Raw genomic sequence first — 14066 nt, 5'->3', positions numbered from 1 at the left:
GAGCTGGCATCGGTGACCAGTGACAGGTAGTGCACACCTTGGTCTGACTCAAGATAGGTGATATCGCTGACCAGTACATGCCCTGCATCATGCAGTCCTTCCTCTTTCAGCAGATTAGGATGCTTCTTCATCCAGTGTTTGCTGAACGTGGTTTTTGTGTAGCTTTTCTTCGGTTTAACCAGTAAACCTTCACTTCTCAAATAGGTAAAGAACCCATCTCGCCCGAGTTTAATATCGTGCTCAACCAGCCTGGATTTTATCAACGTGTAGAGCTTGCGGGCCCTAACCTTGGCATATATTTACGCCAGTACTGGACCCAGTCTTTGATGACCGATAGCTCAGCTCTACGACTTTCCATTCGCGCAACTGCCTGATAAATACCTTGCCTCGACATACCCGCAGCACGACATGCAGCTGCGAGGTTTATTTCGCCGTTGCCTTTTGCTTGCCAGACGTACCGGATAAGTACTTTTTTCTGAGGCCAGCTCCATATTCATTGTCCATGATATCAACCATGCCATTGAGGATTTTGTTACGCAGTTTCTCTTCTGCTAACTCACGTTCAAGGCGCTTAATAGTTTCGGCAGGGGTTTCTTTTGACTTAGGCATAAGGGGATGCTGAAAAGGTTTCGACCAATTGAGTCTACCATGTTTTCTAAGCCAAACGAGTACGGTTGAACGGCCTTGAATACCAAAACAGGCTTGGGCTTGTTTGTACGTCATTTCGCCTTTTTCAACACGCTCTACAACGCCTAATTTAAAGGCTAAGGTGTAATCTCGTTGTGTGCGCTTACGGCTTGAGTTAATTGATGTTGTCATAAAGAAGTCCTCTTTATGTCAACGTATTTCAGGACGGGACAATTAGATACAAAAAAGCCCATTGAATCAATGGGCTTTTTTGTTGAATCGGGTGGTGGCCCCTCACGGACTTGAACCGTGGACCTAACGATTATGAGTCATAAAAATGGCAAGATTCAATGAGATAATAAATTAATTTAATGAGACATAAAACTTAGTAAGATTAATGCTTTACTATGTTGCTGGTGGTCTTGTATTGTTTTGTTATATCTCACTCAGTCTTGCCACTACGTCACCCGTTACAGCAACTGTAACACTAGGCTATGGCAATGCTTTAACTCAAGGCCATGCCATGACAACAAAAGCCCTCACGGAACGCGAAGTCAAAGGTGCAAAACCCAAAGACAATAAGTATGAATTAATTGACTCATCCCGCGAGCGTGGAGCAGGTCGTTTAGTCATTGCTGTTTACCCTTCAGGTGCCAAAGTCTTTTCGTTCAAATATCAAATTGACAGTAAGCGGCAATATGTTCAATTAGGCCGTTACCCCTCTATGACGCTTGCACAAGCGCGCGAAATTTCTCAGCCGCTAGCGGGGATGTTAAAGCAGGGGCTTGATCCCAAAATTGAAATTGAAAAGGAGCAAGCAAAAGAAAAGGCCGCTCAGCAAGTTGAAGCAAAGAAAGGTAGCCTAGGTCAGCTATTTGAAGGTTATACCCAGCAAATGAAGGTTGACGGCAAACGAACCTTTAAAGCCGTGTTACATGCGCTTGAAGCAGAAGTTTACCCAATAGTAAAGCCTGAAACTAAGGCTAAGGACGTAAGCGTAGATGACATTAAGTTGATTCTAGGGCGGATCATACGCAGAGGGGCAGCAGTTCAAAGCAACCGTATTCGCTCATACCTTAGTGCCGCTTTTAACTATGGTCTTAAGCATGATAATGATCCTGCCAAAATGGGCTGTGATGTTTTATTTGGCATTGGCTTTAATCCTGTACTAGCAATACCAAAGCAGACGGCCGCCGAAAGCGTTGGTGAAAATTACCTTACCTTTGATGAAACGCGAGAGTTATTAGCCATACTCGAAACCCGCGAAGGTTTTAGGATGGGGTTTCATGTAGCCAAGTTAATACAGCTTTGTTTTTATACTGGTGGGCAACGTCCCTACGAGCTAGCGGCTAGCCGATGGGATGCAATCAACTGGAATGAAGCGACACTTGAAATTATTGCTGATGTATCAAAAAACAAACGTGCTCACCTGTTACCTTTGGTTGAGTCTGCAATAACAATACTTGAACAGCTTTATGCTGAAAGAGATCCATTAAACCCCTTCATTTTTCCGCATAAATTCGACCATAGCCAGCATATGCGGCTTGATTCCTTATCGCAAAGTCTTTGCCGTTATCGGGAAGCTAGACCAGACGCGAAACACTTTGTTGCTCGTGATATTAGGCGCACCTGTAAAACACTTATGGGCGCGCTAGGCATATCTAAAGACATTAGGGACAGATTACAGAACCATGCCCTTAATGACGTATCTAGCAAGCATTATGACCGTTACAGCTATTTGCCCGAAAAGCGCATAGCCCTTGAAGCATGGGAAGCTAAGTTAAACGAAGTTGAGCAGGGAAATGTTGTTAGTTTGAGGCCATGTCATGCCAAATAAGAGATTAATTAATGCAGGATCTGATGGATTTTCATCTACAGAAGACATAAAGGTGTTATTGAAAAGTCTTGAAAAAATGATTTCAAAATTAGAGTTAATAGATGATGTAAATATCCCAGATGACATAGGGGAGATTAAACGCGAAATGCTAGAAAAGGCTAATGACAGTGTTTTATATTATCGAGATGGGAAGCGTCTGACTGTGCTCAGCGATATGTTCAAAGGAATCGTAACAGACCCTAAACTACTGGAGATTCATAATTCACTACTTGCCGCAGCATTATTGGCAAGAGCGTGTGGTCTTGAAGGAATGTATTCTCATTATTATAGGCAAAGTTTTGTATTAATTGAGAAGTTTGTAACGGAAAGGCTAGCGTCTGTTCATCATTCTGAAAAAAGAACTACTTCATCGCAGACGGAAGCTAGAACGTTAGCTAAAGGATTCTGGCAAGAATCCCCTCACTTTACTTTGCAAAATGTATCCGAATTGGTGGCTAGTAAAATGAACCTTGCTCCAGTGACAATTAGACAATACATATCCGATTTGAATCCACGAAAAGGTCAGCGTGGACGCCCAAAAAAGTAGGGAGTTAGTAACTACCTTTTTTTTATATCTCAAAAATGCCTCATTCTTACGATGTCTTTTTAAGTAACATTGAGGTTCAACACATGACACAAACTAATCAACTACAACCGCTTATCAACTATAAGCAAATGGAAGTACTTACAGGTCGCGATCGTCGCTCTATCTGGCGTTGGTGGGCAAAAGATAAATCTTTCCCGAAACCAATAATGAAAGGCGGGCGCGCAATAGGCTGGAAGCAAGAGCAATACAATGAGTGGTTAGCTCAGTTAGAAGGGGCAAACCATGAATAATTTAAACCATAAAAAAACAGGCAGCCAACCCGCCAAGATTGACACTGCCCGTCAGACTGCATTAACAAAAGCAATCGTTCCGAATCTTAGCTTAATCACGCACAAAGAGCTACCCAGTGCCTTAAAACACCTTGGGGGGGGGGGATTGTGGCCAGCGCCTTATATCACTCGTTTATAACATCCCACTAATAACTACCCATGAAATTCATGCAAACTTGGGTATTTCAAATGCCCATGACATTAGTAAAAAGCTGGCAATACGTCTTGCAAAAGCGGGCTATACATTTGAAAAACTGCCATTAAATGGAATAAGAAAGCCTTCACATTGGTTGCTAAGGAGGCTTGACCATGAATGATAATTTAATTCGCAATGTCACCTCGTTAGCTAATGGTCATTGGCTTAGCATACTCAATAGGTTAGGTGTTGATATTCACTACAACAAAGCGCAACCATGCCCTAATTGCGGTGGCTATGACCGTTTTACCTTTGATGATTTAGAAGGTCGTGGAACCTATGTTTGCCGTGGCTGTGGTAGCGGTGATGGTTTATCGCTGGTGGCAAAAGTACATAGCGTAAACGCACGAGGAGCGGCTTTAATGGTCGCGCCTTATGTGGGTTTATCCATTGGTCATAAAGTCAATACCGCAGCCCTTGAGAGCAGTAAACGAAAGGCTGAACAAGCAAAGGTACAAGAGGCGCTAAAGCTTACCGCTAAACAAGCCAAAGCCGCTACAAGGGCGCTCTGTACACTTAAAACCTGCAAGCCTGCCCTCGCCAGCAATATTTATCTACAGGCAAAACAAGTGCAGCCATTTGATACGTTTGAGCTAGCAAACACGCTTTACTTATACGGCGATCACAAGATGGATATTGGCTCGCTGGTGGTGCCAGTATTTAATCCGCAATTGGCTGGCTTGCAGTTTATAAAGCCTAACGGTGAAAAGCATATTTTGGCAGGTACAAGGCTAAAAGGCGGCTTTTATCCGTTATCAGGTAAAGACAGCAATCAGGTCTACATAGGCGAAGGCTTTGCTACTTGTGCAGCGGTGTCGGAGTGCGTACCCAATGCGTTGGTATTGTGTGCCTTCAGTGCAGGTAATTTGATTAATGTTGCTTTAGCTGTGCGGAAAAGTAGGCCAAAGGCTGACGTTGTGATTATTGCCGATAATGACGAAAGCGGAACGGGCGAGCGCGAAGCTATCAAGGCTGCCTTAGCGGTAAATGGCGTATACATAATGCCACCAGCAGCGCGGGAGGTGGCCTAATGGACTGTGCTGATATTCCTAAAGCTGAACGAATTGACGTTATTAGTCAGCCTATAAAGCCGCAAGTGGTCGATGCAAGCTTAGAGCCACTAGCAAAGATAAAGGAGCGTGAATCACTGTTTTCGCTAGCGCAGGGGTGGGAGGGCTACGATCAACAATTTAGCTATTTAATCAAAGGCTTTTTACCTGCTAATTCGTTTGGCATGATTTACGGGGCATCGGGTAGCTACAAATCATTTCATGCGTTGTCATGGGCTGTTCATATCGCTTTGGGCTTAGATTGGAATGGCTGCCGTGTTCAGAGTCGCCCAGTCCTTTATATTGCGGGTGAAGGTGGCGTTGGTGTTAGCCGCAGATTGAAGGCTTTAGCCATGAGATACCACAATGGTTTGCAGCTTTCAAGGCTGTACCGTATTGATTTTGGTGTGCAGGTTACAGACGGTTTCCAGATGAATGAATTAGTGAAGCTTATTCAGAATAAAGCGAAACAAGTTGATGAGCCTTTTGGGTTAGTCATCATTGATACTTTGGCGCGGAGTTTTGGCGGTGCGGATGAAAACCAAGCTAGAGATATGGGAGCGTTTATATCTGCTTGTGATCAAATCAGAGCTAATACTGGTGGTGCTACATTGTTAATCGTCCATCATAGCGGAGTACAAGACAAGGAGAGGGCGAGAGGCTCATCATCGTTACGGGCTGCGTGTGATTTTGAATATCGCATAGAGCGAGAACGTGAGCCTAAATTGGCTTACATTCTCACAGCGACTAAATCCAAAGATGAGAAAGAGCAACCCGCTCAGGCGTTCGAGTTGGTAGAGCATAAGTTATTTACAGATGATGATGGTGATGACGTACGATCATTAGCTGCTTTAAATGTGGGTATGGTGCCTTTAGAACCCGTTACCCAAGATATAAAGCCACTAACAGCTAGCGAGCAGGCATTATATCAAGCGGTTCGCTCAAGAATGGTCAGTGAGGAATCTACCGCCATTGCTGTGATAAGGGATGACTTAAAAGCTCAAGGCCAGAAGGGGATCAGTAATTTCTCAAAGTGGCTTAAGGGCTGTATTGATAAAGGCGTTTTAAAGGAAATTGACGGTAGGTTAGTCACTGTGGTTGTAGCTCCTGATTGACCTTTTTTGCTCGTACGTTTGCTATGGCTCTTAGGGGGAAATAAAACGAACGAGTAAAATAGAGGCTAATCACAAGTATTTTTTGCTGCTAGCTAGACCTTTGAACTAAGCCTCCTTAGCTGGGGGCTTTTTATTAGGTGGGTGTCGCAAGGTTTTACGGGGATCTATACACATTCAAATACAGCTTTCAAATGAGTAGCGTAACTGGCGTATTTTTAAGCTGTGGCGGTCAAGAAAATTACGCACACGTTAGTTAATCTAAATTCGATACACATTAGCGATAGTTTTCGGAAGTCATGCTCATTGTAAAAATGAGCCAAATAATGTTCTTTCTAAAATGCGTTATAAAATAATATTTGGAAGTCACGGGGGGCATTAAAAGATCTAGAACTATGAGATTCTGCGCACGTTAGAGGCGACAGTTTTTATGAGGTAGTATCGAGTATCTCATTGGTTGCAATTTTGATACTCGATACTTGGGTGTTCGCAAGTTGCCTTCGTAAAATTAGTATTTGTATTCAACTGCAGGTTTGAATGGTTTCAAAACTTTATAGGTTATGCTGCGATTGTCATATTTTATAACTTCAATTTCTGCGCCTTTGTAGCGAATGATATTTGATTTATCCATATCGTATTCAACGCCGTTACTAAAGGCATCACGAGCCATGCCCCCAGTAAATTCTCTGTAGGACAATTTAATTACTTTTCCATCACTGCCACTGTAAATTAAGGTTTGCTGGAAGTCTTGAGGTGACTCAATGCTACGAGCAACTTCTTCAGGATTACCACCTTCATAGCAAGCCGCTTCGATCACCAATGGTGTAGAAACACAGACTTCTTTATCGCTGTTAACAGAGATTGCTAAGGCAGGATCTACAAAAGGGTTTTTGATTACTGCACCAGGATTTCCAACAATGGCATAGAAGTTTTTTCCTTCTTTATCTCCCAGAGCCTTATAAAAACCTTCGTAAATATCATAGCTCGCACCATCTATGGTTCTTGATACATGGAGATATTTAGCTGTAGATGCTTTGCCTTGATAGAGCATATTGTCCCCCATAAATGCTTCCGTAGTTTGTTCTATGGGAGGGAGGGAGAACTCTTTGACAGAAGTTTGAGCATTATTTGGCATGCTAGTACAGCCTGTTGCTGCATACACTAAGGTAAAAATGAACAGGCAGTTAGTTGTTTTCAAGGTCAAATCCTTCTGATTAATTAGGTTCTTTAATCAGTAAGATAAGCTTTTTCTTTCACTGGAGGAAGATGATATTAAAGAAAAGGAGAGGTATGTAACAGATGTGCTAACTTGATATTTTTTAATGCGAGTTTAAACACTACGTCACCCATTACAGCAACTGTAATGCCTAGATATGAAAAAGGCGTAGTGGTTACTAACCAGCTACGCCTTATCAGAATTGGTGGCCCCTCACGGACTTGAACCGTGGACCTAACGATTATGAGTCGTGTGCTCTAACCAACTGAGCTAAGGGGCCGACTTAAGGTAATCGTCATTACCTGAAGCGGGTGGAAGTATACTAAGCTTACTTACGCTTGTCACCCGTGTTTTGGCTTGAAATACACACAACTGATTCAATTGGTTATCTGTTAATCAACTTAAATGTAATCGTCGCCTAAATTTAGGGCTTCGATACTGTGCTGATGTCGATATTAGCGTATGAGAGGCAATAAAAAGCCCTGAATAGGCAGGGCTTCAAATCTTACTTAGCTGACTTTAGGCTGGTAACTGCCTATTCATCTAGGAATGATTTTAAGATTTCTGAGCGTGAAGGGTGACGCAGTTTGCGCAGTGCCTTAGCTTCAATCTGACGAATACGTTCACGGGTTACGTCGAACTGCTTACCCACTTCTTCAAGAGTGTGGTCAGTGTTCATATCGATACCAAAACGCATACGCAATACTTTCGCTTCACGGGCGGTTAGACCTGCTAACACTTCGTGTGTGGCGTTTTTCAAGCTTTCGCTGGTCGCTGAGTCCAGTGGTAGTTCGAGGGTCGTATCCTCGATAAAATCACCTAAATGCGAATCTTCATCGTCACCGATTGGAGTTTCCATGGAGATAGGTTCTTTGGCGATTTTCAGTACCTTACGGATCTTATCTTCCGGCATCATCATACGCTCAGCCAGTTCTTCAGGAGAAGGCTCGCGGCCCATTTCCTGTAGCATTTGGCGAGAGATACGGTTCAGCTTGTTGATCGTTTCGATCATGTGTACTGGAATTCGAATGGTACGCGCTTGGTCGGCAATAGAACGAGTAATCGCCTGACGGATCCACCAAGTTGCATAGGTCGAGAACTTGTAACCACGACGGTATTCGAATTTATCCACGGCCTTCATCAAGCCAATGTTACCTTCTTGGATTAAGTCCAAGAATTGCAGACCACGGTTGGTGTATTTCTTCGCGATAGAAATTACCAGACGTAAGTTTGCTTCAACCATTTCTTTCTTCGCACGGCGGGCTTTAGCTTCACCGATTGACATACGACGGTTGATGTCTTTAATGGCTGAAATCGCTAAGCCGGTTTCTTCTTCAACTGCTGCAAGCTTAGTACGACAACGGATCACGTCGTCTTCAACCATTCTTAGGCCTTCGGCATAAGGTTTAGTTGAGGCTTTTTCAGTGTTGAACCAATCGAGGTTGGTTTCGTTGCCAGTGAAGAATTTAACAAAATTTTTCTTCGGCATTTTGGCTTGTTCAACGCATAGTTTTAACACTAAACGTTCTTGAACACGCACGCGATCCATCATAGTGCGCATGCTTTTTACTAAACGGTCAAACTGTTTAGGTACTAAGCGGAATTCTTTGAAGATTTCACCAATTTCGAATAGTGCTTTTACCGATTCTGGGTGTTCACGGCCCTTAGCTTCGATAATTTTCAGTGCACTTTCGTAGGCGGTTCTCAGTTGAGCGAATCTTTCGCGTGCTTCTTCAGGATCTGGCCCTTTGTTGCCTTCTTCTTCATCTTCACTGTCTTCGTCATCATCTTCGTCATCTTCATCGTCCAGCTCTTCTTCAGATAATTCTGAGCCGATGTGAGTTGCTGTCGGTGCGACGTCTTCTTCGTCCGGGTTAACAAATCCAGAGATAATATCAGATAGGCGCAGTTCGTCGGCTTCAAATTGGTCGAATTGCTCAAGGATCATCGCGATCGCTTGCGGGTACTCGGCGACTGAACTTTGAACTGTGTTGATGCCTTCTTCGATGCGTTTGGCGATAACAATTTCGCCTTCGCGGGTCAGAAGCTCAACGGTACCCATTTCACGCATGTACATGCGCACGGGATCGGTTGTGCGGCCAAGTTCGCTTTCTACTGTTGCGAGTGCGGCAGCGGCTTCTTCAGCGGCATCTTCGTCTGTGTTGTCTTCCGACATCATCATGTCATCGGCATCAGGGGCTTCTTCGAACACCCGGATACCCATGTCATTTATCATCTGGATAATATCTTCGATCTGGTCAGAATCGACCATGTCTGCAGGTAAGTGATCGTTCACTTCTGCATAGGTTAAGTAACCTTGCTCTTTACCTTTGGCAAGCAACAGCTTAAGTTGCGACTGCGGAGTATGATCCATAGATATCATCCAAGTTGGGAAACTGTTACAACGACGGACACTTAGCATGAGCTAAGTGCCGCGCAAATCGTCAATTATAGCCGTGTGCACATGTCTGTGCTAGTCACAGGGACAGTGAATGAGGACATTTTTGCCTCAGTTCAACCCTTTCATGACTGAGATCAGCTTCGAGAGCTGCATCTTCTCTTCTTTAGTATGAGTCTGTTTTAGACTCAATTCCTGATATCGTTGTTCAATATATTGATTGTTCAACCAAACCAGGGTTTGTTTAAACTTTTCGAGCAAGTTCTCATCCGCCACTTGATGGTCCCATTGGGCCAATTTATGGAGAGTGCCGCTGTAAGAGTGCTCTCTGAATTGTTCAAGTAGTTGTGCGCTGTTTAACGTTTGCTCTCGAGTCATCTCCAATAACAGTGGCAGCAATTCTATGCCTGGCATCTGCAAGTGGGCGAGTGCGGGTTGTGGGGGTAAGCCCATACCCAGTTTAGGATGTTGTACTAGCAGTGCGATGGCGAGTCGCAATGGTGTACCGCGTCCTTTTAATCCATTATTTGCCATTGGTTTAGCTTGTTTCACGCTAAAGCCTAGCTTCTTTTTCATATCTTCTGAGCTGTTCATTCCTAACTTGTGAGCTAAGTTCTCAAGCAGTAAGTTTTGCAGCACAGTGTCTTGAATTTTTTCAATTAAGATAAAAGCTTGTTTCGCTAAGTTGCCTTTATCTATACCGTATTTTGTCGCTAATGTATCAAACAGAAACTCGGGTAGTGCTATGGCTGAATCCATTAAGGTTTCAAATGCATCTTTACCAATTTTACGTACCATAGAATCAGGATCTTCGGCCTGAGGCAGGAACATAAATCGCACTTGATCGCCTGGCTTTAATAATGGCAATGCCGTTTCTAGTGCGCGCCAAGCCGCTTCAGTACCCGCTCTGTCACCGTCGTAACAGCAAACCACTTCTTTAGCGCTGCGCAGCAAAAGCTGAAATTGCTCCGCTGTAGTCGAAGTGCCTAATGACGCGACGGCATAATCGACACCAAATTGCGCCAATGCCACCACATCCATATAGCCTTCAACGATCAGTACTTTGTCTGGATCGCGATGGCGTTGTTTTAGTTCATAAAGACCATAAAGCTCATTGCCCTTATGAAATATGGGCGTTTCTGGAGAATTCAAGTATTTGGGTGTGCCATCACCTAAAACTCTGCCGCCAAAACCAATGACTCGTCCGCGCCTGTCGCGGATAGGAAACATCAGGCGGTCACGAAACCTGTCGTAACGTTTACCACTGTCGTTACTAATTAACATACCTGCAGTGAGTAATTTATCCTGCGCATCCTGATTCTGACGATAGCGGCCCAATAAGCCGTCCCAACCGTCTGGCGCAAAGCCAATACCAAAATGTTCGACTACATCATCGGATAAACCGCGATAGGCAAGATAATCGATAACTTTTTGTTTATCTTGGTGTTGTCTAAGTTGGTTTTGAAAGTAAAGGCTCGCTTCTTCCATGAGTTGGTATAAGTCACGACTTAAACCGTCATCATGTCGCTTGCCTGTGCCTTGTTCTCTGGGAACCTCTAATCCAAGCTGGCCCGCCAAATCTTCAATGGCATCAATAAAATCGAGTCGGTCATACTCCATCACAAAATCGATGGCATTGCCGTGAGCACCGCAGCCAAAGCAATGATAGAACTGTTTATCACGGCTGACGGTAAACGAAGGTGATTTTTCGCTATGAAAAGGACAACAGGCCGAGTAGTTCTTACCCGCCTTTTTCAAGGGCACCTTACGATCGATAAGTTCGACTATGTCAGTGCGAGCGATTAGCTCATTGATAAAATCACGAGGTATTGCCATTGAGTGCTTAAAATCCCGCCTTGCGCGAATTTAAACAAACAAGCCGCGCATAGGCACGGCTTGTTCATACAGTGAAACGCTAATTATTGCAATTTAGCACGGATCATAGCGCCGATAGCGCCCATGTCTGCACGTCCTTGCACTTTAGATTTCAATGCTCCCATTACTTTGCCCATATCCGCCATGGCGGATGCACCTACTTCTATAATAGTTGCATCGATGAGCGCCGCGACTTCCGCCTCAGTAAGAGGGGTAGGCAGGAAAGCTTCAATAACTTGAATCTCTGCTGCTTCCACGTCGGCCAACTCGTTACGACCCGCTGCTTCAAATTGAGCAATCGAGTCACGACGTTGTTTCACCATTTTGGTTAAGACCGCTATAACCTGTTCATCAGTCAGAGATTCGCGGGTATCCACTTCAATCTGTTTGATGGCGGCTAATGCCATACGAATAGTGCTCAAGCGCGCCTTCTCTTTGGCGATCATGGCCTGCTTCATGTGGTCTTTTAGCTGATCAATTAGGCTCATATGAGATTAATATAAACGTACGCGACGTGCGTTTTCGCGAGAAAGCTTCTTAGCTAAACGTTTAACTGCAGCTGCTTTTGCGCGCTTACGTGCAGTAGTTGGCTTCTCGTAGAATTCACGAGCACGCACGTCGGCTAAAATACCAGCTTTTTCACAAGAGCGCTTGAAACGACGCAGAGCTACGTCGAATGGTTCGTTTTCACGTACTTTAATAATTGGCATACGCCATCACCCCTTAGGTGTAGGTTGTTCTGGTTCAATTACTCGAACCAAGTCTATTTAAAATGGTGCGGAATTTTATACCGAGACACCTAGGCTTGTAAAGCCCTAAAACTGAGCTCAGTCCTATAGTGGACTCAATATGGTCTGCGCGACTGGAGTAATCGAGCGCTTGCAGGTAGAATTAGCACCCTTTTGTTAGCAATTGATGAGACACCATGCGGGTTCTAGGTATTGAAACATCTTGTGACGAGACAGGTATCGCCGTCTATGACGATGAGCTGGGCTTATTGTCGCACACTTTATACAGTCAGGTTAAGCTGCATGCCGACTATGGTGGTGTGGTGCCTGAACTGGCGTCACGTGACCATGTGCGCAAAATTGTGCCGCTTATTCGTCAAGCGCTGAAAGATGCGAATACTGAAATGGCTGATCTCGACGGGATAGCCTACACCAAGGGCCCAGGTTTAATTGGTGCTTTACTTGTCGGCGCCTGTGTGGGGCGGTCACTGGCGTTTGCTTGGGACAAGCCTGCAATCGGTGTGCATCATATGGAAGGACATCTACTGGCGCCTATGCTCGAAGATGACGCGCCTGAGTTCCCCTTTGTGGCCTTATTGGTCTCTGGTGGCCATTCTATGTTGGTTAAAGTCGATGGAATTGGCCGCTATGAAGTATTAGGCGAGTCTGTTGATGATGCCGCGGGTGAAGCATTCGATAAAACAGCTAAGTTAATGGGGCTGGATTATCCCGGCGGTCCGCGCTTAGCGAAACTGGCCGCTAAAGGCTTACCTGCAGGCTATAAGTTCCCGCGTCCTATGACCGACAGACCCGGACTCGATTTTAGCTTTTCGGGTTTAAAAACCTTCACCGCCAATACCATTGCCGCTGAACCTGACGATGAGCAAACGCGCGCCAATATTGCTCGTGCCTTTGAAGAAGCCGTGGTTGATACGCTAGCGATTAAATGTCGCCGTGCGCTGAAGCAAACTGGTTATAACCGCTTAGTAATCGCCGGTGGCGTGAGCGCGAATACACGCTTAAGGGAAACCTTGGCTGAGATGATGAACTCGCTAGGTGGACAAGTATTTTATCCCCGCGGTGAGTTTTGTACCGATAACGGCGCCATGATTGCCTTTGCGGGATTGCAGCGTTTAAAGGCGGGACAATACGAAGATTTAGCGGTAAAAGGTCAACCTCGATGGCCATTAGATACCTTGCCACCTGTGGCATAACACGCCTTTGATGCCGATGTATTGATGCTGAAATAAAAAACTGCGCTTTTAGCGCAGTTTTTTATTGGGGTAATTTTATTGGGCGTAATGTCATCTCAAGATTTTTTAGGACGCTTCTTGCGTGACACTTTAGATTCTTCACCCTTGAGTAAGCGCTGAATATTGTCTTTATGGCGAATGATGATAAGTGTCGACAACATGGCAACGGGAATGGTGAATCTATCGTCTAGCCACCAAGTATAAAGGGGCGCCAGTAAAGCGGTAAGAATGGCGGCAAGGGACGAATAGCGGCTAATTAACAATAGGACGACCCAAGATGCCATTAGGCAAATCGCTAGATCATCACCAATGGGGGCCATAGCACCAAAGGCAGTAGCAACGCCTTTGCCACCTTTGAATCCAAAAAATACCGGATAAATATGTCCAAGACAGGCGGCGATGGCTATGAGCCCGAGTGACACTGCATCTATGCCCATGAGATAAGCTAAATAAGAAGGCACTGCACCTTTCAGCATGTCGAAAAAGAGCACCATGGCAGCCGAACTCGCGCCGCCAATTCGCAGTACATTGGTGGCTCCTGGATTGCCTGAACCTTGCAATCTTGGATCGGGTAGACCTCTCATCCTACAAACCAGCACGGCACTTGAGATTGAACCCGCCAAATAGGCGGCCAAAATCATCAAAAGTGTCTGTGTTAATGGACTCACATTGGTTTCCTTACGCGTCTTAAGGTATTATCGCGCAACAATTTAAAAAGCTGACTCAGTTGTCAATCCCGCTATAGGTTTGTGCGATAACTCGCCTAGTTGGGGCTGAGATATTTTCTGAATGAGCAAATCCTTTTAGGGCGTTATCCTACTGTGGATTGGCTCGAGTAGAAAGTAAATTAGTTATCTGTC

The 14066-nt window shown here is 44.7% G+C and carries 13 protein-coding genes, 1 tRNA gene and 1 pseudogene; 7 read left to right on the top strand and 8 right to left on the bottom strand.

From position 1 onward, the window contains the following. Positions 1-819 (bottom strand): annotated as a pseudogene (locus NE536_RS04575) (transposase family protein); the annotation flags it as partial. A gap of 331 nt (positions 820-1150) precedes the next feature. On the opposite strand from NE536_RS04575, the gene NE536_RS04570 reads away from it, so the two are divergent. The 6 genes from NE536_RS04570 (at position 1151) to NE536_RS04545 (ending at position 5739) form a co-directional block, all read left to right on the top strand. Continuing rightward, on the top strand, positions 1151-2464 hold the full coding sequence (locus tag NE536_RS04570; protein WP_261271917.1) for a tyrosine-type recombinase/integrase: 1314 nt from the start codon (positions 1151-1153) through the stop codon (positions 2462-2464). Continuing rightward, positions 2454-3050 carry a hypothetical protein gene (locus NE536_RS04565; protein WP_259514759.1) on the top strand — a complete coding sequence of 199 codons (597 nt, stop codon included), beginning with the start codon at positions 2454-2456 and terminating at the stop codon, positions 3048-3050. The genes NE536_RS04570 and NE536_RS04565 overlap by 11 nt, the downstream gene beginning before the upstream one ends. An 83-nt stretch (positions 3051-3133) precedes the next feature. Further along, entirely contained in the window at positions 3134-3340 is a 207-nt protein-coding gene (locus NE536_RS04560; protein ID WP_259514757.1) for a helix-turn-helix transcriptional regulator, read from the top strand. Further along, positions 3333-3518: a hypothetical protein gene (locus NE536_RS04555; protein WP_261271916.1), complete on the top strand. Its 186-nt coding sequence runs from the start codon at positions 3333-3335 to the stop codon at positions 3516-3518. Before NE536_RS04560 ends, NE536_RS04555 begins: the two co-directional genes overlap by 8 nt. 170 nt (positions 3519-3688) lie before the next feature. Next, the gene (locus tag NE536_RS04550) at positions 3689-4606 is read left to right on the top strand and encodes a primase-helicase zinc-binding domain-containing protein (protein ID WP_259514755.1); all 918 of its coding nucleotides are present in this window, start codon (positions 3689-3691) and stop codon (positions 4604-4606) included. After that, positions 4606-5739 carry a helicase RepA family protein gene (locus tag NE536_RS04545; protein WP_261271915.1) on the top strand — a complete coding sequence of 378 codons (1134 nt, stop codon included), beginning with the start codon at positions 4606-4608 and terminating at the stop codon, positions 5737-5739. Before NE536_RS04550 ends, NE536_RS04545 begins: the two co-directional genes overlap by 1 nt. A gap of 505 nt (positions 5740-6244) precedes the next feature. On the opposite strand, the gene NE536_RS04540 is transcribed toward NE536_RS04545, so the two are convergent. The 6 genes from NE536_RS04540 to rpsU form a co-directional block, all read right to left on the bottom strand. After that, positions 6245-6934: a hypothetical protein gene (locus NE536_RS04540; RefSeq protein WP_259514753.1), complete on the bottom strand. Its 690-nt coding sequence runs from the start codon at positions 6932-6934 to the stop codon at positions 6245-6247. 221 nt (positions 6935-7155) lie between these two features. Next, positions 7156-7232: transfer RNA gene (locus NE536_RS04535), tRNA-Ile, on the bottom strand. Between the two features lie 255 nt (positions 7233-7487). Continuing rightward, positions 7488-9326 carry an RNA polymerase sigma factor RpoD gene (gene rpoD, locus NE536_RS04530; protein WP_106649811.1) on the bottom strand — a complete coding sequence of 613 codons (1839 nt, stop codon included), beginning with the start codon at positions 9324-9326 and terminating at the stop codon, positions 7488-7490. A gap of 135 nt (positions 9327-9461) precedes the next feature. Continuing rightward, complete coding sequence (gene dnaG, locus NE536_RS04525) at positions 9462-11186, bottom strand: DNA primase (RefSeq protein ID WP_261271914.1); 1725 nt, start codon at positions 11184-11186, stop codon at positions 9462-9464. Between the two features lie 83 nt (positions 11187-11269). Next, positions 11270-11713, bottom strand: a complete 444-nt coding sequence (locus NE536_RS04520) for a GatB/YqeY domain-containing protein (protein WP_261271913.1) — start codon at positions 11711-11713, stop codon at positions 11270-11272. Positions 11714-11719: 6 nt separating this feature from the next. Beyond that, positions 11720-11935, bottom strand: coding sequence for a 30S ribosomal protein S21 (gene rpsU / locus NE536_RS04515; protein WP_006080725.1), 216 nt, complete (start codon positions 11933-11935; stop codon positions 11720-11722). A gap of 215 nt (positions 11936-12150) precedes the next feature. On the opposite strand from rpsU, the gene tsaD reads away from it, so the two are divergent. Beyond that, complete coding sequence (gene tsaD / locus NE536_RS04510) at positions 12151-13167, top strand: tRNA (adenosine(37)-N6)-threonylcarbamoyltransferase complex transferase subunit TsaD (RefSeq protein ID WP_006080726.1); 1017 nt, start codon at positions 12151-12153, stop codon at positions 13165-13167. A gap of 95 nt (positions 13168-13262) precedes the next feature. On the opposite strand, the gene plsY is transcribed toward tsaD, so the two are convergent. Beyond that, entirely contained in the window at positions 13263-13874 is a 612-nt protein-coding gene (gene plsY, locus NE536_RS04505) for a glycerol-3-phosphate 1-O-acyltransferase PlsY (RefSeq protein ID WP_006080727.1), read from the bottom strand. Positions 13875-14066: the final 192 nt, after the last annotated feature.

Source organism: Shewanella septentrionalis (assembly GCF_025370265.1).
Taxonomy (GTDB): domain Bacteria; phylum Pseudomonadota; class Gammaproteobacteria; order Enterobacterales; family Shewanellaceae; genus Shewanella; species Shewanella hafniensis.
This window is presented reverse-complemented; position numbering and strand designations above follow the sequence as displayed.